Annotated in this window: 21 protein-coding genes; 11 read left to right on the top strand and 10 right to left on the bottom strand. The window is 70.4% G+C overall.

Annotated features, from left to right (window positions below; genetic code table 11):
- Positions 1 to 53: 53 nt before the first annotated feature.
- From AB0M51_RS06730 to AB0M51_RS06720, 3 genes are all read right to left on the bottom strand, one after another.
- The gene (locus AB0M51_RS06730; RefSeq protein ID WP_363748383.1) at positions 54 to 1,052 is read right to left on the bottom strand and encodes a helix-turn-helix transcriptional regulator; all 999 of its coding nucleotides are present in this window, start codon (positions 1,050 to 1,052) and stop codon (positions 54 to 56) included.
- Between the two features lie 198 nt (positions 1,053 to 1,250).
- Positions 1,251 to 2,363: a ScyD/ScyE family protein gene (locus AB0M51_RS06725; protein ID WP_344196583.1), complete on the bottom strand. Its 1,113-nt coding sequence runs from the start codon at positions 2,361 to 2,363 to the stop codon at positions 1,251 to 1,253.
- 124 nt (positions 2,364 to 2,487) lie between these two features.
- The gene (locus AB0M51_RS06720; RefSeq protein ID WP_344197139.1) at positions 2,488 to 3,414 is read right to left on the bottom strand and encodes a heme o synthase; all 927 of its coding nucleotides are present in this window, start codon (positions 3,412 to 3,414) and stop codon (positions 2,488 to 2,490) included.
- Positions 3,415 to 3,716: 302 nt separating this feature from the next.
- On the opposite strand from AB0M51_RS06720, the gene tkt reads away from it, so the two are divergent.
- From tkt to AB0M51_RS06680, 8 genes are read left to right on the top strand one after another with little or no spacing between them, the layout of a single operon-like run.
- Positions 3,717 to 5,879 (top strand): transketolase, encoded by a 2,163-nt coding sequence (tkt, locus tag AB0M51_RS06715; RefSeq protein WP_344196585.1) that lies wholly within the window; start codon positions 3,717 to 3,719, stop codon positions 5,877 to 5,879.
- A gap of 37 nt (positions 5,880 to 5,916) precedes the next feature.
- Entirely contained in the window at positions 5,917 to 7,026 is a 1,110-nt protein-coding gene (tal, locus tag AB0M51_RS06710; RefSeq protein ID WP_344196587.1) for a transaldolase, read from the top strand.
- Complete coding sequence (locus AB0M51_RS06705) at positions 7,023 to 8,603, top strand: glucose-6-phosphate isomerase (protein ID WP_344196588.1); 1,581 nt, start codon at positions 7,023 to 7,025, stop codon at positions 8,601 to 8,603. Before tal ends, AB0M51_RS06705 begins: the two co-directional genes overlap by 4 nt.
- A gap of 28 nt (positions 8,604 to 8,631) precedes the next feature.
- A complete protein-coding gene (gene zwf / locus AB0M51_RS06700; protein WP_344196590.1) occupies positions 8,632 to 10,182 on the top strand; it encodes a glucose-6-phosphate dehydrogenase in 1,551 nt (516 codons plus the stop codon).
- The gene (locus AB0M51_RS06695; RefSeq protein WP_344196591.1) at positions 10,179 to 11,315 is read left to right on the top strand and encodes a glucose-6-phosphate dehydrogenase assembly protein OpcA; all 1,137 of its coding nucleotides are present in this window, start codon (positions 10,179 to 10,181) and stop codon (positions 11,313 to 11,315) included. The genes zwf and AB0M51_RS06695 overlap by 4 nt, the downstream gene beginning before the upstream one ends.
- Complete coding sequence (gene pgl, locus AB0M51_RS06690) at positions 11,312 to 12,031, top strand: 6-phosphogluconolactonase (RefSeq protein WP_344196593.1); 720 nt, start codon at positions 11,312 to 11,314, stop codon at positions 12,029 to 12,031. The genes AB0M51_RS06695 and pgl overlap by 4 nt, the downstream gene beginning before the upstream one ends.
- A 33-nt stretch (positions 12,032 to 12,064) precedes the next feature.
- A complete protein-coding gene (locus AB0M51_RS06685) occupies positions 12,065 to 12,880 on the top strand; it encodes an isocitrate lyase/phosphoenolpyruvate mutase family protein (protein WP_344196595.1) in 816 nt (271 codons plus the stop codon).
- The gene (locus tag AB0M51_RS06680) at positions 12,870 to 13,448 is read left to right on the top strand and encodes a hypothetical protein (protein WP_344196596.1); all 579 of its coding nucleotides are present in this window, start codon (positions 12,870 to 12,872) and stop codon (positions 13,446 to 13,448) included. The genes AB0M51_RS06685 and AB0M51_RS06680 overlap by 11 nt, the downstream gene beginning before the upstream one ends.
- Here the strand turns inward: AB0M51_RS06680 and AB0M51_RS06675 are convergent.
- Positions 13,407 to 14,039, bottom strand: coding sequence for an NAD(P)-binding domain-containing protein (locus AB0M51_RS06675; RefSeq protein ID WP_344196598.1), 633 nt, complete (start codon positions 14,037 to 14,039; stop codon positions 13,407 to 13,409). The genes AB0M51_RS06680 and AB0M51_RS06675 overlap by 42 nt on opposite strands.
- Positions 14,040 to 14,104: 65 nt before the next feature.
- Between AB0M51_RS06675 and AB0M51_RS06670 the strand changes: the two genes are divergently transcribed.
- The 3 genes from AB0M51_RS06670 (at position 14,105) to def (ending at position 16,170) form a co-directional block, all read left to right on the top strand.
- Positions 14,105 to 14,440: a helix-turn-helix domain-containing protein gene (locus tag AB0M51_RS06670; RefSeq protein WP_344196600.1), complete on the top strand. Its 336-nt coding sequence runs from the start codon at positions 14,105 to 14,107 to the stop codon at positions 14,438 to 14,440.
- Positions 14,441 to 14,535: 95 nt separating this feature from the next.
- Positions 14,536 to 15,351: an LLM class F420-dependent oxidoreductase gene (locus tag AB0M51_RS06665; protein ID WP_344196602.1), complete on the top strand. Its 816-nt coding sequence runs from the start codon at positions 14,536 to 14,538 to the stop codon at positions 15,349 to 15,351.
- A gap of 216 nt (positions 15,352 to 15,567) precedes the next feature.
- Positions 15,568 to 16,170, top strand: a complete 603-nt coding sequence (def, locus tag AB0M51_RS06660; RefSeq protein WP_344196603.1) for a peptide deformylase — start codon at positions 15,568 to 15,570, stop codon at positions 16,168 to 16,170.
- 4 nt (positions 16,171 to 16,174) lie between these two features.
- On the opposite strand, the gene AB0M51_RS06655 is transcribed toward def, so the two are convergent.
- The 6 genes from AB0M51_RS06655 to cobT form a co-directional block, all read right to left on the bottom strand.
- On the bottom strand, positions 16,175 to 16,723 hold the full coding sequence (locus AB0M51_RS06655; RefSeq protein WP_363748378.1) for an AAA family ATPase: 549 nt from the start codon (positions 16,721 to 16,723) through the stop codon (positions 16,175 to 16,177).
- 22 nt (positions 16,724 to 16,745) lie between these two features.
- The gene (locus tag AB0M51_RS06650) at positions 16,746 to 17,585 is read right to left on the bottom strand and encodes an MBL fold metallo-hydrolase (RefSeq protein WP_363748376.1); all 840 of its coding nucleotides are present in this window, start codon (positions 17,583 to 17,585) and stop codon (positions 16,746 to 16,748) included.
- A gap of 97 nt (positions 17,586 to 17,682) precedes the next feature.
- On the bottom strand, positions 17,683 to 18,486 hold the full coding sequence (locus AB0M51_RS06645) for a helix-turn-helix transcriptional regulator (protein ID WP_363748374.1): 804 nt from the start codon (positions 18,484 to 18,486) through the stop codon (positions 17,683 to 17,685).
- Positions 18,487 to 18,526: 40 nt separating this feature from the next.
- Positions 18,527 to 19,327 (bottom strand): RNA methyltransferase, encoded by an 801-nt coding sequence (locus AB0M51_RS06640; protein ID WP_363748372.1) that lies wholly within the window; start codon positions 19,325 to 19,327, stop codon positions 18,527 to 18,529.
- Positions 19,324 to 20,532 (bottom strand): uroporphyrinogen-III C-methyltransferase, encoded by a 1,209-nt coding sequence (gene cobA, locus AB0M51_RS06635; RefSeq protein WP_363748370.1) that lies wholly within the window; start codon positions 20,530 to 20,532, stop codon positions 19,324 to 19,326. Before cobA ends, AB0M51_RS06640 begins: the two co-directional genes overlap by 4 nt.
- The gene (cobT, locus tag AB0M51_RS06630) at positions 20,529 to 21,563 is read right to left on the bottom strand and encodes a nicotinate-nucleotide--dimethylbenzimidazole phosphoribosyltransferase (protein ID WP_344196610.1); all 1,035 of its coding nucleotides are present in this window, start codon (positions 21,561 to 21,563) and stop codon (positions 20,529 to 20,531) included. Before cobT ends, cobA begins: the two co-directional genes overlap by 4 nt.
- Positions 21,564 to 21,616: the final 53 nt, after the last annotated feature.

The following is a 21,616-nucleotide window of genomic DNA, read 5'->3' as shown; positions in this document are numbered from 1 at the left end:
GCCTCACCCCTCGCTCACTCGTCCGGCGGGACATTCCCGTCGGGTTGCCCGGCTCACAACCAGCCCGCCCGGGAGGCCAGCAAACCGGCCTGGAACCGCGTCTCGGCCCCGAGGGCCGCCATCAGTGCCGCGATCCGCCGCCGGGTGGTTCGATGGCTCCAGCCCAGGTGCCGCGCGATGGCCTCGTCCTTCATCCCGCTGGCGAGCAGGACCAGGACGCGCCGATCCTGCTCGGCCGGTTCGAACGTCCCGTTCTCCTCGGCGGCTCGTAGCGAACCGTGAGCGGTCAGGGGCGTCGCCTGTTGCCACAGCTGGTCGAAAACCAGCAGCAGTACGTCGAGGAGGCTGCACGGGTGGACGACGATCGCGCTGGCGATGTCGCCGTGATCGATCGACTGTGGGATGAACGCCGTCCGGCGATCGAAGGTCGCCAGCTTCAGCGGCAGCTCGGACGTTACCCGGGCCTGCTCGCCGGCAGCGACGTACCGCAAGATCGCGGTCACCGCGTTCGGCGCCTGTTCCAGTGCGGCCCGGTCGTAGATCGCCTTGCAGGTCACGCCCCTCGCGAGCACCTCGAACTCGACGGCATTGGTGTCCGGCCCCGCCGCACGCACGTACGGCGGAGTGTCCAGGACCTGCACCTCCTCGACGGCGGCGCGCTGGAGCTGGTCGAAGCGGCTCAGCACCGTGTCGGCACCGACGACGACCTCGATCAGTTCGGTCGGCCCCGTACTGCGACCCGCGCGGAAGTCGGCGACCCAGGCCGTCGCCAGTGCGCGGATCCGCTCGAGGTCGGACTCGTGCCGGCGTACCAGCGCTCCGATCGCGGCATCCGGCGCGACCGGCAACAACCGGGGTGTGGGCAAGGGCGACCGCGTGATCAGCCCGGTCTGCTCGAGCCGGGCGACCGCGCGGCGAACCCGTCCGGCCGGCGATCCGATCCGGTCCGCCAGCCCGTTCACGGTCAGGCCCGGCCGGCGCAGCAGGATCCGGTACGCCCGTTCCTCGAACTCACTGATTCCGAGGATCGACAGGTCAGCCCCAGTCCGCATGCCGAACCCCTCCCTGATAGCGCGCCGGATCTCACCGCACGGCACGACGCGCAAGCAGTTTCGCCAGCGCTACATCAGGGTGTCCAGCAACATCTGTGGCCCACATAGGCCACGGCCAGAACTGGCCATCCGGGCATCACACGACGTCGGGGCGCCACGACCGCTACGGCGTGGCGCCCCGACGCTGACAACCGGCTACTACCTGTACCGCACCTTGTAGACGGCGCCCGGGCCGAAGACCGGGCCGGCGACGTACAGGCCGCCCCACCGGTCGAAGGCCGTGCCGCCCGGCAGGTTGAGCTGTCCACGGACGAGTTCCCGTTTGTACCCGGCCTGGTGGTGCCGGCCCGGGTACTGCAGGAACAGGCCGCCGACCGTCGGGCCGCCGAGTTCGAACTGCAGCCAGCTCGCGTTGTCCAGCTGGACGACGGCGAAGGTTCCGTGCGGGCCTCCGGCCAGGTCGACGATCGACGTGTAGCCGTCGGCGTACCGCTGGCACTTGCCCTTCGACGGTTTCACCGGGTCGCAGGTCGCGCCCACCGAGCCCGGTCGGATCCGCCAGATCTCCGACGTCCCGGGCGTCGCCGGGAAGCCGCGGAGCTCGCCGACGTACCAGTAGCCGTCCGAGCCGACCGTCACCGAGGTGGCGACCGCCTCGGCCGGGATCGGCGTACCGGCAGGCGGCAGCGGGTTGCCGTCCGGATCCTTGGCGGGCAGCCCGGCCGGGACCTTGACGGTGCGCGGCTTGAGCCGTGCCACCGTGACGATGTGGCCGTTCGGCCAGACCCGGAGCAGGTCGTTGCCGGCCGCGTCGGACACCAGGACCGTGCCGTCGTTCAGCGTCGCGACCCCGAACGGGTTCGAGTCCGTCGGGTTGTTCTCCAGGTCGTACGGGTCCGGGTCGTGCGCTTGGTACGCGGCGATGTCGGCGACCTTGATCGCCTTACCCCGCCACAGCTTGTAGAGCGTCGAGCTGCCCGGCACCGGTGGTTGGCCCGGCTCGCCGCCGGCCCCGGTCAGGGCGTAGGTGACGCCCCACCTGTTCGTGTCGATCGCCGGTGGGAACCCGCCCGTGCCCGGCACCGTGCCGAGCTTCCAGGTCCGGTGGCCGTTGGTCGCGTACACGGAACCGTCCGTGACGCTGTACATGACCAGATTCTTGTACGTCGAGACTCCGCGCGGCCCGTTCAATCCGGTCGCGATCGGTTTCAGGCTCGAGTGAGCCCCGCCGGCGTCGGCCTGTCCTGCGACCAGGACCGATCCGGCCAGTGCGAGCGCCGCGAGTGCGGCAATGCGTGTTCGTACCCCCATGAATCCCCCTGAAGCCTCCGAAATCGAGTCTCCCCAGGCGTGGAACCCCCTCCACAGACCTGACCATGGCAACAAAAGATCACAGGAAGGTCAACGGGAGGACGCGGAAAACCTCAGCGGAATCTCAGCGCAGCAGCGGGTCGATCGCGGCCGCGATGAACAGCAGCGCGAGGTAGATGTTCGAGAAGTGGAACAGCCGCATCGGCCGCAACGCCGCGCCGTCGGCACCGGTGTGGGCCCGGAGCAACAGCCGGCGAGCCTCCCGGAGGAACACGAAGCCGAGCACGATCGCGGCCAGTGGGTACACGTAGCCGGTGCCGCCGATCGGCCAGAGCGCGATCGAGGTGGCGACCATGATCACCGAGTACGCCATGATCTGCCGGGCGGTGGCGACCGGGGTGGCGACCACCGGCAGCATCGGTACGTCGACCGCCGCGTAGTCCTCGCGGTACCGCATCGCCAGCGACCAGGTGTGCGGCGGGGTCCAGAAGAACACCACCAGGAACAGCACGACCGGCGTCCAGGCCAGCTTGCCGGTGACCGCGGTCCAGCCGATCAGGGTCGGGAAGCAGCCGGCGATCCCGCCCCACACGATGTTCTGCACGGTCCGGCGCTTGAGCACCATCGTGTAGCCGAAGACGTAGAACAGGTTCGCCGCCAGCGCGAGGCCGGAGGACAGCCAGTTCACGAAGAAGCCGAGCTCCAGGGTGGCCAGCAGGCCGAGCACCACGCCGAAGACGGTCGCGGACCGCGGGCTGACCGCGTGCCGCGGCAGCGGGCGGCGCCGGGTCCGGCGCATCTGCTCGTCGATGTCCCGGTCGAACACGCAGTTGATCGTGTTCGCGCTGCCGGAGGCCAGGATGCCGCCGATCAGCGTCGCGACCACGATCCGGAGCCCCGGCACGCCGTCGGCGGCCAGGAACATGACCGGCACCGTGGTCACCAGCAGCAGCTCGATGATGCGCGGCTTGGTCAGACCGACGTACGCCTTCACCACGTCGCGCACCGACGGACTCACTGTTGCTGCTGATGCAGCAGTAGCGTCCGGCAGCGGCGTCGGGTACGACGTCGTCGCGGCGGGACGCGGGTCGACGGCCGTCACGAACACCTCGAACAGATCTGGGTTGACGCCGGCGGACCGGCGCTGACGATTCAGCAGTCTACGACGCCCCGTAGGAGGGTTCTGCCACCCCCCTCCGATGTGCGGGTGTGACCTCGCAGACGTCCGGGAACAGGCCGTTGAGCTGAACGGTTGACAAACAGTCGAGTGGTACCCAGCGGACGGTCCTCGTCACAGTAGGCTCATCCTGAACGGGTACCCCGGAGAATTCCATCGAGAGGAGCGCCGCCGGCGTGACGGAGAAGACCAAGCTTGAATGGACCGAGCTCGACCAGCGCGCGGTCGACACCGTGCGGGTGCTCGCGATGGATGCGGTCGAGAAGGTCGGAAACGGACATCCCGGTACGGCGATGAGCCTGGCGCCCGCGGCGTACCTGCTGTTCCAGAAGGTGATGCGGCACAACCCGGCGGACCCGCACTGGGCCGGCCGCGACCGCTTCGTGCTGTCCGCGGGCCACTCCAGCCTGACCCTGTACATCCAGCTGTACCTGGCCGGCTTCGGCCTCGAGCTGGACGACCTGAAGGCGCTGCGGACCTGGGGCAGCAGGACCCCGGGCCACCCTGAGTACCGGCACACCCCCGGCGTCGAGACCACCACCGGCCCGCTCGGCCAGGGCGTCGGCAACGCGGTCGGGATGGCGATGGCGGCCCGCCGCGAGCGCGGCCTGCTGGACCCTGACGCGCCGAAGGGCGAGAGCCTGTTCGACCACCAGATCTACGTGATCGCGTCCGACGGCGACATCGAGGAAGGCGTCGCGTCCGAGGCCTCCTCGCTGGCCGGGCACCAGAAGCTCGGCAATCTGACCCTGATCTACGACGCGAACAAGATCTCGATCGAGGACAACACCGACATCGCGCTGTCCGAGGACGTCGCGGCCCGCTACGCGGCGTACGGCTGGCACGTCCAGGACGTCGACTGGACCAACGGCGGGACCGGCTACGAGGAGAACGTCCAGGCGCTGTACGACGCGCTCGAGGCGGCCAGGGCGGTCACCGACAAGCCGAGCTTCATCCGGCTGCACACGATCATCGGCTGGCCTTCGCCGGGCAAGCAGAACACGGGCAAGATCCACGGCTCGGCACTGGGCGCCGACGAGGTCGCGGCCACCAAGAAGGTGCTCGGCTGGGACCCGGAGCAGACGTTCCAGGTCGCGGACGACGTGATCGCACACACCCGCAAGGCGCTGGACCGCGGCAAGGCGCTCGAGGCCGAGTGGGACAAGGGTTTCGAGGCGTGGAAGGCGGCCGACGGCGAGCGCGCCGAGCTGCTGGCCCGGCTGCGGAAGCGGGAGCTGCCGGCCGGCTGGCAGGACGCGCTGCCGAGCTGGGACGCCGACGCCAAGGGTGTCGCGACCCGCGCCGCGTCCGGTGAGGTGCTGACCAAGCTGGCGCCGGAGCTGCCCGAGCTGTGGGGCGGTTCGGCCGACCTCGCCGGCTCGAACAACACCACCCCGAAGGGCCAGCCGTCGTTCATCCCGGCGGAGTACTCGACCAAGGAGTTCTCCGGCGACGAGTACGGCCGGGTGCTGCACTTCGGCATCCGCGAGCACGCGATGGGCGCGGTCCTGAACGGCATCGCCCTGCACGGTCTGACCCGTCCGTACGGCGGTACCTTCCTGGTCTTCTCGGACTACATGCGCCCGTCGGTCCGGCTGGCCGCGCTGATGAAGCTGCCGGTCACCTACGTGTGGACGCACGACTCGATCGGCCTCGGCGAGGACGGCCCGACGCACCAGCCGATCGAGCACCTCTCGGCGCTGCGGGCGATCCCGGGCCTGGACGTCGTCCGCCCCGGTGACGCGAACGAGACGGCCGCCGCCTGGGAGGCGATCCTGGAGCACACCGACCGTCCGGCCGGCCTGGTCCTGACCCGGCAGAACGTGCCGACCTTCCCGCGCGGCACCGACGGCTTCGCCACGACGGAGAACGTCCGCAAGGGCGCGTACGTGCTGCTCGACACCGAGGGCACGCCGGACGTGGTGCTGATCGGCACCGGCTCCGAGCTGCAGATCGCCGTCGAGGCCCGTGCCAAGCTGGCCGAGGAGGGCGTCAACGCCCGGGTCGTCTCGATGCCGTCCCGCGAGTGGTTCGACGAGCAGGAGGACGGGTACCGCGAGTCGGTCATCCCGGCCGGCGTCCGGGCCCGGGTCTCGGTCGAGGCCGGGATCGCGCAGAGCTGGCACGACATCGTGGGTGACGCCGGCCGGTCGGTCAGCCTGGAGCACTACGGCGCGTCCGCGGCGTACCAGACGCTGTACGACGAGTTCGGGATCACCACCGAGGCCGTCGTCCAGGCTGCGAAGGACAGCATCGCCGCCGCCGCGCAGATCAGCGGTCCGGGTGTCCCGCCCGGTCGTTCCGCCGCCGGGCCGGTCGGACCGGCCGACGCCAACTGACACCACCAGAGAACATCCGGAAGAAGGCATCGGAATCATGAACGATCGCTTGAAAGCACTCGCCGACGCGGGTGTCTCCATCTGGCTCGACGACCTGTCCCGCGAGCGGCTGACCAGCGGCAGCCTGCGGGCGCTGATCGAGGACAAGCACGTCACCGGCGTGACCACGAACCCGACGATCTTCGCCAAGGCGATCTCGGACGCGGACGCGTACTCGGAGGTGATCGGCAAGCTGGCGGCGCAGGGCGTCTCCACCGACGAGGCGATCCGGGTGATCACCACCAGCGACGTGCGCGACGGCGCCGACGTCTTCAAGCCGACCTACGACGACACCGAGGCGCAGGACGGCCGGGTGTCGATCGAGGTCGAGCCGAGCCTCGCGCACGACACCGAGGGCACCATCCGGCAGGCCAAGGAACTGTGGGACATCGTCGGCCGGGAGAACATCTTCGTGAAGATCCCGGCCACCAAGGCCGGGCTGCCCGCCATCACCGCGGCGCTCGCCGCCGGGGTCAGCGTCAACGTGACGCTGATCTTCTCCCTCGACCGCTACAAGGCCGTCGCCGACGCGTTCCTTTCCGGCATGGAGCAGGCCGTCGAGAACGGCCATGACGTCAGCAAGATGGCCAGTGTGGCGTCGTTCTTCGTCAGCCGGGTGGACACCGAGGTGGACAAGCGGCTGGACGCGATCGGCACCGACGAGGCGAAGGCCCTGAAGGGCAAGGCCGCGATCGCCAACGCGCGGCTCGCGTTCCAGGCGTACGAGGAGATCTTCGACACCGACCGCTGGCGGGAGCTGGAGATCGCCGGCGCGAAGCCGCAGCGCCCGCTGTGGGCGTCGACCGGCACCAAGGACCCGTCGTACTCCCCCACGCTGTACGTCGACAACCTGGTCACCAAGGGCGTCGTGAACACGATGCCCGAGGCAACCATCAAGGCGGTCGAGGAGCACAGCGAGATCACCGGTGACACGGTCCGCGGCGACTACGCGGCCGACCGCAAGGTGATCGACGACCTGGAGCGGCTGGGGATCTCGTACGACGAGGTCGTGCAGGTGCTCGAGGACGAGGGTGTCGCGAAGTTCGACGCCTCCTGGTCGGAGCTCCAGGACACCGTCACCGCGGCCCTGAAGGCGGCCGCCAAGTGACGACTCCGAAGGTATCCACCCAGAACGGCGACTGGTCCGAGGTCGTCGACAAGCTGGTGGCCGAGAAGATCGCCTCCCGGATCGCCGCGAAGGACGCGACGATCTGGGGCCCGGAAGCCGAGCACGAGGCGTCGATCCGGCTCGGCTGGGTCGATCTGCACGAGACCTCGCGGCCGCTGCTGGCCGAGATCGAGGCGCTGCAGGCCGACCTGCGCGCCGAGGGCCTGGACCGGATCGTGCTGTCCGGCATGGGCGGCTCGTCGCTCGCGCCGGAGGTGATCACCCGGACCGCGGGCGTCGAGCTCGTGGTCCTGGACTCGACCGACCCGAGCGTCGTGCGGCGTGCGCTCGACGGAGACCTGTCGAAGACCGTGATCGTGGTGTCGAGCAAGTCCGGCGGGACGGTCGAGACCGACAGCCACCGGCGTACCTTCGCGAAGGCGTTCACCGACGCCGGGATCGACGCGGCGTCGCGGATCGTCGTCGTCACCGACCCGGGTTCGCCGTTCGAGAAGCTGTCGAAGGACGAGGGCTACCGCAAGACGTTCCTCGCCGACCCGAACATCGGCGGCCGGTACAGCGCGCTGACCGCGTTCGGCCTGGTGCCGTCGGGTCTGGCCGGTGCCGACATCGCCGAGCTGCTCGACCAGGCGGCCGAGGCAGCCCCGGCGCTGCAGGCCGACTCGACCGACAACCCGGCCCTGTGGCTGGGTGCCGTGCTCGCGGCCAGCGCGGGCCGGGACAAGGCGATCATCACGGCCGACGGGTCCGACATCGTCGGCTTCCCGGACTGGGCCGAGCAGCTGATCGCGGAGAGCACCGGCAAGAACGGCACCGGCGTACTGCCGGTCGCGGTCGAGGTGACCGCGCCGGAGCTGCGCAGCGACGCGGCGGACCTGACCAACGCGCTGCTCGCGGACAAGGCGACCAGCGGTGTACCGACCGCGCTGACGTCGGGGTCGCTCGGCGGGCAGATGCTGTTGTGGGAGACGGCGACGGCGGTCGCGGGGTACCTGCTCGGCATCAACCCGTTCGACCAGCCGGACGTCGAGAGCGCGAAGAAGGCCGCGCGTGGTCTGCTCGACGCGCAGCCGAAGCCGGAGGCCGCGGCCTTCACCGAGGGCGCCGTCGAGGTCCGGGGCTCCGAGGGGCTGCTGGACGGCGTCGACTCGCTGCGGGGTGCGGTCGACGCGCTGCTCGGCAAGCTCGACTCCGTCGGCTACGTGGCAGTGATGGCGTACCTCGACTCCGAGCGGGACGCCGACCTGCTGGCGATCCGGCCGGCGCTGGCCACCAAGACCGGCCGTCCGACCACCTTCGGGTGGGGCCCGCGGTTCCTGCACTCGACCGGCCAGTACCACAAGGGCGGCCACCCGGAGGGCGTGTACCTGCAGATCACCGGCGCGCATCCGACGGACGTGGAGATCCCCGACCGGCCGTTCACGTTCGGCACGCTGATCTCGGCGCAGGCCGCGGGGGACGCGAACGTGCTGGCGGAGCGCGGACGTCCGGTGCTGCGGCTGCACCTCACCGACGTCGCTTCCGGCGTACAGCAGCTGCTGTCGCTGTTCAAGTAGAGCCACCTGACACGGGAGGAAAGTGGCTATGACCGCTGAGCTCGACGAAGAGCCGACAGGTCCGGTCAACCCCTTGCGGGATCCGCAGGATCGGCGGCTGCCGAGGATCGCCGGGCCGTGCGGCCTGGTGATCTTCGGGGTCACCGGCGACCTGGCCCGGAAGAAGCTGATGCCGGCGGTCTACGACCTGGCGAACCGGGGACTGCTGCCCCCGGGTTTCGCGCTGGTCGGGTTCGCCCGCCGGGACTACACCAACCAGGACTTCGCCCAGATCGTGCACGACTCGGTGAAGGAGCACGCCCGGACGCCGTTCCGCGAGGAGGTCTGGCAGCAGCTCTCCGAGGGCTTCCGGTTCGTGCCGGGCGACCTGACCGACGACGAGGCGTTCAAGCGGCTGCGGGAGACCGTCGACGAGCTCGACGTCACCCGCGGCACCGGCGGCAACCACGCGTTCTACCTGTCGATCCCGCCGGGCCTGTTCCCGGAGGTGGTCCGGCAGCTGTCCGAGCACGGGCTGACCGACGAGAAGCCCGGCTCCTGGCGGCGGGTGGTGATCGAGAAGCCGTTCGGCCACGACCTGAAGAGCGCCCGTGAGCTGAACCAGGTTGTCGAGTCGGTGTTCCCGCCCGAGGCGGTGTTCCGGATCGACCACTACCTGGGGAAGGAGACGGTCCAGAACATCCTCGCGCTGCGGTTCGCGAACGCGATGTTCGAGCCGATCTGGAACAGCAACTACGTCGACCACGTGCAGATCACGATGGCCGAGGACATCGGCATCGGCGGCCGCGCCGGGTACTACGACGGCATCGGCGCCGCCCGGGACGTGATCCAGAACCACCTGCTCCAGCTGCTCGCGCTGATCGCGATGGAGGAGCCGGTCAGCTTCGACGCGTGGTCGCTGCGGCAGGAGAAGAAGAAGGTCCTGAACGCGGTCACACTGCCGGAGCGGCTGGACCTGCACACCGCCCGCGGGCAGTACGCCGCCGGCTGGGCCGGTGGCGTGAAGGTGAAGGGCTACCTGCAGGAGGACGGCATCCCGTCCGACTCCGCGACCGAGACGTTCGCGGCGCTCCGGGTCGACGTCGACACCCGGCGATGGGCGGGCGTCCCGTTCTACCTGCGGACCGGCAAGCGGCTCGGCCGCCGGGTCACCGAGGTCGCGGTGATGTTCAAGCGCGCGCCGCACCTGCCGTTCACCAAGACCGAGACCGAAGAGCTCGGCCAGAACGCTCTGGTACTGCGGATCCAGCCCGACGAGGGCATCACGGTCCGGTTCGGCGCCAAGGTGCCGGGGACCTCGATGGAGATCCGCGACGTGAACATGGACTTCGCGTACGGCGGCTCGTTCACCGAGTCCTCCCCCGAGGCGTACGAGCGGCTGATCCTCGACGTACTGCTCGGTGATCCGCCGCTGTTCCCGCAGCACACCGAGGTCGAGCTCGGCTGGAAGATCCTCGACCCGGTGCTCGACTACTGGGCCCGGCACGGCAAGCCGGAGCAGTACGCGTCCGGCGACTGGGGCCCGGACTCGGCGCACGAGATGCTCGCCCGCGACGGACGTGCCTGGAGGCGGCCATGATCATCGACCTGACCGATACCACGTCGAGCGAGATCGCGTCGGCGCTGCTGAGGGCGCGGCGGAACGCCGGATCGCCGGCGATGGGCATGGTCGGCACGATCGTGGTGGTCGTCGACGAGGCGTCCCACCACGACGCGATGAAGGCCGCCAACGAGGCCGGCCGCGAGCACCCGTCCCGGGTGCTGGTCGCGATCCTGCGGCCCGGCAAGGGCGCGCCCGGCCTGGACGCCGAAGTCCGTGTGGGTGAAGGGATTCCGGGCGAGGCGGTGCTGCTGCGGCTGCACGGGGAGCTGGCGAAGGTGCCGGAGTCCGTGATCACGCCGCTGCTGCTGCCCGACTCGCCCGTGATCGTGTGGTGGCCGGGCGGCGGGCCGCGTATTCCGGCCGAGGATCCGCTGGGCAAGCTGGGCCGGCGGCGGGTGACCGACGCGGCCGCCACCCGGCGGGCGTCGGTCGACTACAGCGCCCGGGCCGAGGGGTACGCACCCGGCGACACCGACTTCGCGTGGACGCGGCTGACGCCGTGGCGGGCGTTGATGGCGGCCGCCCTGGACCAGTACCCGACACGCGTGACCGGCGCCGAGGTGTCGGCGGCGCGCGGCAACCCGAGCGCGGACCTGATGGCGGCGTGGCTGCAGTCCCGGTTGAAGGTTCCGGTGGAGCAGCGGACGTCGCGCGGTCCGGGCGTGACCGCCGTACGGCTGTTCACGCCGTCGGGGCCGATCGCGCTGACCCGGCCGGACGGTGCGGTGGCGACGTTCAGCGTGCCGGGGCAGCCGGACCGGCCGGTGGCGTTGAAGCGGCGTACGACGTCCGAGCTGCTCAGCGAGGAGCTGCGGCGGCTGGACCCGGACGACGTGTACGCGAAGACGCTCGCGTGCATGGTGGAGCGGGACAGCATGCCGGCCGAGCAGAAGAAGGTCACGGAGACGGCGCGGAAGTCGGAGCCGGTGAAGGCGTCCGCGGCAGCCAAGAAGGTCGTCGCCGAGAAGGTGGCCGACCGGAAGGTCGTCGCGCAGAAGGCTCCGGCGAAGAAGACGGCTGCCAAGAAGACCGCGGCCACGAAGACCGCCGCGAAGAAGAGTGCTACCAAGAAGACCGCCGCGAAGAAGGTTGCCGGGAGCAAGCGATGACTGTGGATCCGGAGCTGGTGATTCGTCCCGACGCCGAGGACCTGGCGTTCTCGGTGGCGGAACGGCTGATCACCGCGATCGTCGACGCGCAGAGCACCGGCGGCGTCGCACAGGTCGTGCTCACCGGCGGCCGGGTGGCCGCGAAGGTGTACCAGGCGGTCGCCGAGTCTCCGGCGCGGGTCGAGGTCGACTGGCACCGGGTCGAGTTCTGGTGGGGTGACGAGCGGTTCCTGCCCGCCGGCGACCCCGAACGGAACGAGACCCAGGCCCGGGAGGCCTTCCTGTCGGCACTGGACGTCGACCCGGCGCGGGTCCACCCGATGCCCGCCGACACCGGTCAGAGCGCGGAGGCGGCAGCCACGGCGTACGCAGCTGAGCTCGAAGCGGCCGGGTCGCCGACGTTCGACGTACTGATGCTCGGGGTCGGTCCCGACGGGCATGTTGCTTCGCTGTTCCCCGGGTACCCGCAGGTCGCGGTGACGGACGTAGCGGCGGTCGCCGTACACGACTCGCCGAAGCCGCCTCCGACGCGTGTGTCACTGACGCTGCCGTTGCTCGACCGGGCGCGCGAGGTCTGGTTCGTCGTGTCGGGCGAGGACAAGGCCGACGCGGTCGCGAAGGCGCTGGCCGACGGCGACGTCCCCGCCGCGCACCCGAAGGGGCGGAACCGCACCCTGTGGCTGCTGGACGAGGCAGCCGCACAGAAGGTTCGGTAAGCGCCGAACTGTCGCGGTGACAGACTCGAGGACATGACGTTCCGAGAGTTGCATGCCGGGCAGTTCGTGATGCCGAACGCGTGGGACGCCGGGAGCGCGGTGCTGCTCGCAGCGGCCGGGTTTCCGGCGATCGCCACGACCAGCGCGGGGATCGCGTTCTCGCTCGCGAAGGGCGATCACACACTGCCGGACGGCGCGTCGGCGGTGTCGCGGGACGAGATGTTCGCGCGGGTCCGGGAGATCACCGCGGCCGTCGACGTACAGGTCAACGGCGACCTCGAGGACGGGTACGGCGCCGCACCGGCGCAGGTCGCCGACACGATCCGGCTGGCGCGCGAGGCCGGGTTGGCCGGCGGGAACATCGAGGACTACGACGGGCGGGAGCTGTACGACGTCTCGCTCGCGGTGGAGCGGATCGCCGCGGCCCGCGAAGCGGCGGGCCCGTCGTTCGTCCTCACGGCTCGCACCGACGGACAGCTGCTGCGTACGCCGGTGTCGCTGGCGGACTCGATCGACCGCGCGAACCGGTTCCGGGAGGCCGGAGCGGACTGCCTGTACGTCCCCGGGGTCAACTCGCCGGAGACGATCCGCACGCTGGTGCAGGAGATCGACGGGCCGTTGAACGTGGTGATCGGCCTGGGGACGTCGACGTTGACGGTCGCCGATCTGCAGGCCGTCGGCGTCACCCGGATCAGCCTCGGCGGCTCGATAGCCCGCGCAGCGCTCGGTTTCATCCGTCGCAGCGCCGAGGAACTGGCCACCCGCGGCACGATCAGCTTCGCGGCCGACCAGATCCAACAGGCTGACCTCAACCAGCTCTTTGCGCGATCATCCAAGGGTGAGCGCTGATCGCACCCTGCGGCCCTTGGCAACAGCCCACAGCGTCGTGGGCTTCGCCACCTGCGCCTGTCTGCTGGTCTTCTACGCCGTCGGAGAACCGTTCGGCGTCATCAACGACCTCGGCAACGCGCTCCTGGGCGCCTTGAGCCTGTGGCTGGCCTGGCTCCTCCGACCGCCGGCCACGGCGGCAGCGAGGTCCCCGCTGTCCGACCTCCTGCTCTGCGTCGCCGGTGCCGGGGCGGCGCTGACCGCCACCGGCACCGTGCTGGTGCTGACCGGCATCACCGGGTTCTACCTCGCCGGGCTCTGGTCGAGTCTCGGGTTCGCGTTGATCGGCGCGTGGCTGGTCGGAGTCGGTCGGCACACGCCGTCAGGCGGCCGATCGGGGCTGATCGCCGGTCTGGTGATGCTGCTCGGGTTGGTCGGCCTGCCGGGGATCGTGATGGGTCTCGACGACCTCGACAAGGCGCCGGCGTGGACGTTCGTGGCCGGGGTGAACTGGGCGGGCACGTACTTGCTGTTCCCGGCCTGGAGTTCACGGCTGGCCCGGGAGGACCGTCCCGAACGCCTCCGCTGACGGCGGAAACATCCCGCGCACATCTCCCCCGCTCACCCAGATCCCGATCGCGAACACAGCCGTTGCCTCCAGCAACTTAGCTCGCACCAGCCCACCCGCCGGAACCGGCACACACCCGAGATCCCGCGCCAACTCCGCCACGACCTCGGCCCCACCGGTCCGAGCCGGGTCCCCGCAGATCGGCACGCCGAGGTTGGGTGGTGGGTTCCGCCATACGGTGTCTGCTGCGAGGTTGAATGCCTTCACCACGGTGACGCCCGGCCCCACTGCCGCGCTCACGGCTTCGGCAACTGAGGCCTGGGCCAGCGTGAAGTCCCGGTGATCCACGGCATTCGTGCAGTCGATCAGCGTCGTACCCTCCGGCACCAGGCGGGCGATCTCCACCGCGACCTCGGCCGGTACGGCCAGCAGCACAACCTCGCCGTACGCCGCCGCCTCGTCCAGCGTCCCCGCCACCGCACCGACCCGCTTGGCGGCCTCGGCCGCCCGTTCGGCCGAGCGGCCGCCGATCATCACGTCGTGCCCGGCGTTCACCCATCCGCCCGCGAGTGCCTCAGCCATCAGTCCGTTGCCCAGTGTTCCTATTCGCATGACCAAGACCGTAGACAGTTCGATGCGCACCTCCCGGTGCCCAACGGAGGACGCACAATGGACGGGTGGAGCCGAGATTCTTCGCCGACTGCCAGGCGCGGGTCGCCGCCGACCTGATCAGCGGACGCTGGCCGATGGTCGTGCTGTACTCGCTGGCCCACGGCCCCGCGCGCCCCGGCGAACTCCGCCGGCAGATCGGCGGCATCAGCCAGAAGGTCCTCACCGAGACGCTGCGCCGCCTGGAACACAACGGCCTGGTCGAACGCCGCCGGTACGCCGAAGCACCGCCACGCGTCGAGTACTCGCTGACCACCGCCGGCCAGGACCTGCTCGTCCCGATCCGCGCCCTCGGCGACTGGGCCACCGTCTACGCCGACCGCCTCCCGACCGACAACCCGTAAACGCCGCGCTCCCGCAGCCAGACTCCCAGCGCCCCGCCTACCAGATCCTGGCCCTATCCGGAGGGGCCTCCGTAACGGCGGATAGACTTCGGGGTATGACAGCTTCCGAGTCCACCGACCGGCCGTACGGCGCGTTTCCCGCACGGATCGGTCTGCAGGTCCAGCCCCAGCACGCCCAGTACGCCGACATCCGGCGGACCGTCGCCGCGGCCGAGGAGATCGGCGTCGACGTGGTGTTCAACTGGGACCACTTCTACCCGCTCAGCGGTGAGCCCGATGGTCTGCACTTCGAGTGCTGGACCATGCTGGCCGCCTGGGCCGAGGCGACCGAGCGGGTCGAGATCGGCGCGCTGGTGACCTGCAACTCCTACCGCAACCCCGACCTGCTCGCCGACATGGCGCGCACCGTCGACCACATCAGCGACGGCCGGCTGATCTTCGGCATCGGCTCCGGCTGGTTCGAGAAGGACTACGACGAGTACGGCTACGACTTCGGTACGGCGGGTGGCCGGCTGGACGCCCTCGGCGAGGCGCTGCCGCGGATCGAGCAGCGCTGGGACAAGCTCAACCCGAAGCCGACCCGGGACATCCCGGTGCTGATCGGCGGCGGCGGCGAGAAGAAGACGCTGAAGCTGGTCGCGCAGCACGCGAACATCTGGCACGGCTTCGGTGACGCCGAGACGATCGCGCACAAGCACGCCGTACTGGACGAGCACTGCCGGACGATCGGCCGCGACCCGGGCGAGATCGAGCGTTCGGTGGGCGTCGGTGACAAGAAGCCGGAGGAGGTCGGCAAGCAGTTGCTCGACGTCGGCACCCGGTTGTTCACCGTGCACAGCTCCGGTCCGGACTACGACCTCGGTCTGCTCCGCGCCTGGGTCGCCTGGCGCGACGAGGTCAACGCCAAGTAGCACCTGAGCCGGGTGGCCGCGCCCACGGCCGCCCGGCCTAGGTCCTGTCTGGTGATCCAGCGCCGTAGCGAGGAGGTGCTCGGTGCGGTAGCTCGGCGCGCGGGGGCGAAGGTCTCGATGCGGAGCATCGTGGCCTTTGCACCCGTGCGGCGAGATGCCGTGCCGAGTGCCCCGCAGTAGGCGATGGATCACCAGACAGGACCTACACTTTCCCGCATGTCTACGTTGCCTCAGAACGGTTCGGTGCGGCCCATCACCCGTTGGGGTGAGGACGTCATGCACCGGGTCAACAAGCCCGTCACCGACTTCGGGGACGAGTTGCAGACGCTGGTCGCCGACATGGTCGCGACGATGAACGCGGCCGAGGGCGTCGGCCTGGCGGCGAACCAGGTCGGCGTGGACCTGCAGTTGTTCGTGTTCGACTGCCCGGACAAGGACGGCAACCACGTCCAGGGCGTGGTCTGCAACCCGAAGCTGGAGCTTCCGGAGGGCAAGGACCGCAACCTCGACGAGGGTGACGAGGGCTGCCTGTCGCTGCCCGGCGCGTTCACCAAGTGCGCCCGCCCCGACTACGCCAAGGTGACCGGCGTCGACCAGCACAACCAGCCGGTCACGTTCGAGGGCAACGGTCTGCTCGCGCGCTGCCTGCAGCACGAGACCGATCACACGCAGGGCATGGTGTTCGGCGACCGGCTGTCCCGAAAGTACCGCAAGCGCCTGTTCGCGGAGGCCGAGGAGTTCGCCCCGGACTACCCGGGCGACTGGCCGGTCTCGCCCATGGTCGACCACGACCAGGAGGAACAGACCCCGGCGACCTGAGCGGTTACCAGCGGGCCTTCTCCAGGTCGATCGCGTCGACCGTCTCCTCCGGGGTCTGACCAGTGGTGTCCAGCCACAGACCCCGGCGCGGGATCCCCTCCAGGTCCGCCTGGAGTGCCCGTACGGCGTCGTCCAGCGAGCCACCCGGCTGCTGCCAGTCACGGTAGGCGTTCCCGCCGCCGCGCCCGAGCTCCCGGGCCACGATCGACTCGACGGTCGGGACCAGGACGACCAGGTACGGGTCGACGTCGTGCAGCCGGGCGAACCAGCGCTCGACGTGCTCGCCGAGCACGATGTCGCTGCAGACGAAGTCGAACCCGGCGTCGGCGTAGTGCTGCGCCACCAGCGCGCTGGCGTCGTACCGTAACTCCAACTGCCGAACCGCCTCGGCCGACGGGTCCGGCGTCATTACCTCCGCACCCGCGACGACGCCGCGGTAGAACACGTCCCCGTCGAGCGTAGCCGCCGGCGGCCCAAGACGAGCAGCCAACAACGGCGCGACCGTGGACTTCCCGGCAGCCTGCATCCCGGTGATCAGCACGACCTTCGCCATGACACCTATGGCATCACCACGGTCAATTGCTTTTGAGGGAGCGCGTCGAGTTCCAGAGCACACCGCGGTTCAGCCGGTCGGCGTACGCCTCGATCATGGCGTTGTAGAGGTCGAGCGCTGTGCTGGTCCGGGCCCCGGCGGCGGCGAAGGTCTCGAGGTACCGGCGGGTCTCCTCGATGTACCGCGGGTCGTCCGAGGCATCGGGCAGGCGGTGCCCGGAGACGACCGCGGCCGGGTGCAGCGCGTCGAGGACATCGAGCGCCGCCAGCCACTGCTCGATGCCGTCGGCAACGGCTTCGGAGAGGTAGAGGTGGACCTCGTCGTACACGGCGTCGCCCGCGACCACCAGCCCGATCGACGGGACGTACAACGCCGAACTGCCGTCGGTGTCGGTGTGACCCAGATCGATCGCGACCAGCTCCGCACCTTCCAGCGTGAACGTGTCGCTCTCGAGCGGCTCGGCGACGACCAGGCGTTCCGGCAGCTGCCCCGGGAACCGCGCCCGCCAGAAGCCGTCCAGCCATGGCGGGGTGAGTTGCTTGCGCATCCCCTCGACCACCGGGAACAGAGCGACCATCCGGGCACCGGGGAAGCGATCGAGTATCGGGGCGGCGCCGAAGAAGTGGTCGCCGTGGCTGTGCGTGACGTAGATCGTGGTGAGGTTCTTCCCAGTGGCAGCAATCCAGCCGGCCAGGTCCTCACCTTCGGCCTGCGTCATCAGTGGGTCGACGAGAACGGCGTCGTGGTCGCCGTAGATCAGCGTGGCCGTGGTCGGTGACCACATCCGCCGTACCTCACCCGGCGGCAGATCGTCGGAGACGGCCGGCTTGGACGGCGCGACGTACGTCGAGTAATTCAACATGTTCTGCTCCTCCGCTGTTCGGCTACACGAACAGCGTCGGGCGGCGGGTGCCGTCGCAGAAGGTCGGTTCTTCCTGGGTGTGGCACACCCAGGAAGTTCAGGATGTGGCCAGCCGGGCCAACGCCTCGGCACTCGGGCTGCCCGGTTCCGCCGTACCGACGAGGAGTTGCTGTCCCGAGGCTGCGCGCACGTCGAACGTCTGGTAGGTCAGCTCGACCCGGCCCACCTCGGGATGGTTGAAAATCTTGTACGCCCGGCTGAATCCACGGGCCGTCCGGTCCTCCCACAGGGCACGGAACTCGGGCGAGCGCGGCAGCAGGTCCGCCACCAGCGCCTTGATCTCGGGATCGTCAGGGTACGTCGCCGCGTTGAACCGGACGGCGTACACGGCGCGCCGGACGACCACCTCCCAGTCACCGAAGATCTCGCGCGCCTTGGGATGGTCGAACATCATCCGCACCATGTTCGTCATCCCGAAGGGTGCCAGCAGACCGTGGGCGATCCTGTTCGTCGCGAGGATCTCGTACGCCGGGTTCAGTACGTAGGCCGCCGCAGTGCAGAAGGTGTCGAGCAGCTGCAGCAGCGCCGGATGGACCTGGTCCCGTGTGGCGCCGAGTACCGGCGCGGGCGCGAGGCCGGCGAGCCGGAACAGGTGGACCCGAGCGTCCGGGTCGAGCCTCAGCGCGTGCGCGATCCCGTTGAGCACCTGGGCCGACGGATTCCGCTCGCGGCCCTGTTCGAGCCGGGTGTAGTAGTCGGCGCTCACCACGGCCAGTACGGCGACCTCCTCGCGCCGGAGTCCCGCCACTCGCCGGCCAGCGCCGGCAGGCAGCCCGACCACGCCCGGGTCGACCCGGGCCCGTTCGGCTCGCAGGAACGCGCCGAGTTCGCCGACGGTCATGGCGATCAGACTACGCGCCCTTCGGCGTCCCCAGCGCCCGTCAGCTTCGGGTGGCGTAGAAGGCGACTGCTGCCGAGGAGGCGACGTTGAGGGAGTCGACGCCGGCGGCCATCGGGATCCGGACGGTCAGGTCGGCCTGGCGGAGGACGTTGGGTTTGAGGCCGTGGCCTTCGGTGCCGAAGATGAGCGCGAGCTTGTCGTCCTCGCGGGCGGCGAGTTCGTCGAGCGTGATCGAGTCGTCGGCGAGCGCCATCGCGGCGGCGACGTACCCCTTCTCCTGCAGGAGTTCCAGGTCGCCTGGCCAGCTCTGCAGGCGGGTCCACGGGACCTGGAAGACGGTGCCCATGGACACCTTGATCGACCGCCGGTACAGCGGATCCGCGCAGGTCGGCGTCACCAGGACCAGCCCGACGCCGAGCGCGGCCGCGGCCCGGAAGCCGGCGCCGACGTTGGTGTGGTCAACGATGTCGTCGAAGATCGCGATCCGCCGTACGCCGGCCGTCAGCAGGTCCGCCAGTGGTACGGCGGCCTGGCGCTTGTACGACGCCAGCGCGCCGCGGTGCACGTGGAACCCGGTGACCTGCTCGGCCAACTCCTCCGAGACCACGTACACCGGCTTGTCCGGCCACTTCTCCAACACATCCTGCAACGAGTCGAGCCAGCGCGCCGCGAGCAGGAACGACCGCGGCTCGAACCCCGCATCGGCCGCGCGCCTGATCACCTTGTCGCCCTCGGCGATGAACAGGCCGTGCTCTTCCTCGAGCAGCCGCCGGAGGTTCACCTCGCGCAGCCGCACGTAGTCGGCCAGCCGGTCGTCGCCCGCGTCCGATATCTCGATCATCGGAGGCCCGCGGCAACCTCGACCACGTTGCCGATGACAACGATCGCCGGAGCGCCGACGCCGTTCTCCTGCATCGCGCCGGCGATCCCGGCGAGGTCGGACGTCACCATCCGCTGGCCCGGAAGCGTGCCGTCGGCAATCGCCGCGGCGGGTGTGTCCGCCGGGCGGCCGGCCTCGATCAGCCGGGCAGCGATCGCCGGCAGGTTCTCGACCGCCATCAGCAGTACGAGCGTGCCGTGCAGCTGCGCCAGCGCGTCCCAGTTCACCAACGAGTCCGGATGCGACGGCGGGATGTGCCCGGACACCACCGTGAACTCGTGGGTCACACCGCGATGCGTGACCGGGATCCCGGACACCGCCGGCACCGAGATCGAGCTCGTGATGCCCGGCACCACCGTCCACGGCACCCCGGCCGCGGCGCACGCGATCGCCTCCTCGAACCCGCGCCCGAAGACGTACGGATCCCCGCCCTTCAGCCGTACGACGACCTTCCCCTGCTGCCCGCGGTCGACCAGGATCCGGTTGATCTCCTCCTGCTGGGCCGCCCGCCCGCGCGGCAGCTTCGCCGCGTCGACCAGCTCCACGTCCGGGTGCAGCTCGTCCAGCAGCTGCTGCGGCGCCAGCCGGTCCGCCACCACCACGTCCGCCTCGGCCAGCAGCCGCCGCCCGCGCACCGTGATCAGATCCGGATCGCCCGGCCCGCCGCCGACGAGGTACACCCCGGGCCGCCGCTCAGCGTCCCGCGCCGCCAGCTCACCGGTCCGCAGTCCCTCCAGGATCGAGTCCCGTACGGCGGCCGACCGCCGGTGGTCGCCGCCGCCGAGGACGCCGATCGTGATGCTGTCGTGCTGCCCCGACGCGGGCGTCCACGCGGTCGCGCGGGACCGGTCGTCCGACCGTACGCAGAAGATCCGGCGTTGCTCCGCCTCCGCGGACACCTGGTCGTTGACGGCGGCGTCGTCGGTCGCGACCACGACGTACCAGGCTCCGTCCAGGTCGCCTTCGACGTACCCGCGCCGGATCCAGGTCAGTGCCGGGTTGCCGAGCAGTCCCTCGATCGTCGGCGTGATCGACGGCGAGATCAGGTCGATCCGGGCGCCGGACTCGAGCAGCCGGGGCAGCCGCCGCTGGGCGACGCCGCCACCGCCGACGACGACAACGCGCCGCCCGTCGAGTACGAGCCCGGACAGGTACTGGTGCGTCACGAACCGATCCCCGCGTCCTCGAAGGTCGCCATCTCCGCGAGTGCCCGCGCCGCGCAGGTCAGGATCGGGTACGCGAGCACCGCGCCGGTCCCCTCCCCGAGCCGCAGGTCCAGGTCGACGAGCGGTTGCAGCCCGAGCTGCTTGAGCGCGACCGCGTGCCCCGGCTCCGCGGACCGGTGCCCGGCCACGCAGTAGTCGATCACCGCCGGGTGGAACGCCTGCGCGACCAGCGCAGCCGCGCCCGCGATCACGCCGTCCAGGATCACCGGGACCTTGTTCGCCGCCGCGCCCAGGACGTACCCGGCGAGCGCGGCGTGTTCGAGTCCGCCGTACGCCTGCAGGGCCCGCAGGGGCTCGGTCGGCGGTACGTCGTGCCGCGCGAGCGCCTCTCGTACGACGGCCGTCTTATGGGCGAGCGCCGCGTCGTCGATCCCGGTGCCGCGGCCGGTGACAGCGTCGGCGGTCGCGCCGGTGAAGGTGGCGATCAGCGCGGCCGAGGCCGTGGTGTTGGCGATGCCCATGTCGCCGGTCAGCAGGCAGCGGTACCCGTCCTGGACCAGCTTGTCCGCGAGGCCGAACCCGACCGCGATCGCCGCGCGCGCCTCGTCCTCGGTGAGCGCGTCGGTCCGCGAGAGGTCGCGGGTGCCGGGGCGGACCTTCGCGTGCACGATGTCCAGGCCGTCGACCGGGGTCGCGACACCGACGTCGACCACCCGGACGTCGACGCCGTTGTTCTTCGCGAACGCGTTGACCGCGGCGCCGCCGGCGGCGAAGTTCGCGAGCATCGCGGCGGTCACCTCCTGCGGCCACGGCGAGACGTTCTGCGCGTGCACCCCGTGGTCGGCCGCGAAAACCGTGACGACGGCGGGCCCCGGCACCGCGGGCGCGCCGGTCATCCCGGCGAGCCTCACCGACAGCTCCTCGAGTACGCCGAGGGACCCGGCCGGTTTGGTCAGCCGCGCATGCCGTTCCGCGGCCGCCCGCATCGCCGCCTGATCAGCGGGAGCGATCCGCTCCAGGTACTCGTCCACCAGTCCTCCACTCGTAGCCTCCGGACGATCTTCGCATCCCTTCCGTACCGCCC

Source organism: Kribbella sp. NPDC051137 (assembly GCF_040682535.1).
Lineage (GTDB): Bacteria > Actinomycetota > Actinomycetes > Propionibacteriales > Kribbellaceae > Kribbella > Kribbella karoonensis.
Note: the sequence above shows the minus strand (reverse complement) of the source record. Positions and strands in the feature narration are given on the sequence as shown.

Excerpts from the sequence above, each read along its gene's own strand:
- AB0M51_RS06685 (WP_344196595.1), top strand. The coding sequence starts at position 12,065 with ATGACGTTCCGAGAGTTGCATGCCGGGCAGTTCGTGATGCCGAACGCG.
- AB0M51_RS06725 (WP_344196583.1), bottom strand. The coding sequence starts at position 2,363 with ATGGGGGTACGAACACGCATTGCCGCACTCGCGGCGCTCGCACTGGCC.
- AB0M51_RS06640 (WP_363748372.1), bottom strand. The coding sequence starts at position 19,327 with ATGATCGAGATATCGGACGCGGGCGACGACCGGCTGGCCGACTACGTG.
- AB0M51_RS06645 (WP_363748374.1), bottom strand. The coding sequence starts at position 18,486 with ATGACCGTCGGCGAACTCGGCGCGTTCCTGCGAGCCGAACGGGCCCGG.
- AB0M51_RS06665 (WP_344196602.1), top strand. The coding sequence starts at position 14,536 with ATGACAGCTTCCGAGTCCACCGACCGGCCGTACGGCGCGTTTCCCGCA.
- def (WP_344196603.1), top strand. The coding sequence starts at position 15,568 with ATGTCTACGTTGCCTCAGAACGGTTCGGTGCGGCCCATCACCCGTTGG.
- AB0M51_RS06675 (WP_344196598.1), bottom strand. The coding sequence starts at position 14,039 with ATGCGAATAGGAACACTGGGCAACGGACTGATGGCTGAGGCACTCGCG.
- AB0M51_RS06695 (WP_344196591.1), top strand. The coding sequence starts at position 10,179 with ATGATCATCGACCTGACCGATACCACGTCGAGCGAGATCGCGTCGGCG.
- AB0M51_RS06650 (WP_363748376.1), bottom strand. The coding sequence starts at position 17,585 with ATGTTGAATTACTCGACGTACGTCGCGCCGTCCAAGCCGGCCGTCTCC.
- AB0M51_RS06655 (WP_363748378.1), bottom strand. The coding sequence starts at position 16,723 with ATGGCGAAGGTCGTGCTGATCACCGGGATGCAGGCTGCCGGGAAGTCC.
- pgl (WP_344196593.1), top strand. The coding sequence starts at position 11,312 with ATGACTGTGGATCCGGAGCTGGTGATTCGTCCCGACGCCGAGGACCTG.
- AB0M51_RS06730 (WP_363748383.1), bottom strand. The coding sequence starts at position 1,052 with ATGCGGACTGGGGCTGACCTGTCGATCCTCGGAATCAGTGAGTTCGAG.
- zwf (WP_344196590.1), top strand. The coding sequence starts at position 8,632 with ATGACCGCTGAGCTCGACGAAGAGCCGACAGGTCCGGTCAACCCCTTG.
- tal (WP_344196587.1), top strand. The coding sequence starts at position 5,917 with ATGAACGATCGCTTGAAAGCACTCGCCGACGCGGGTGTCTCCATCTGG.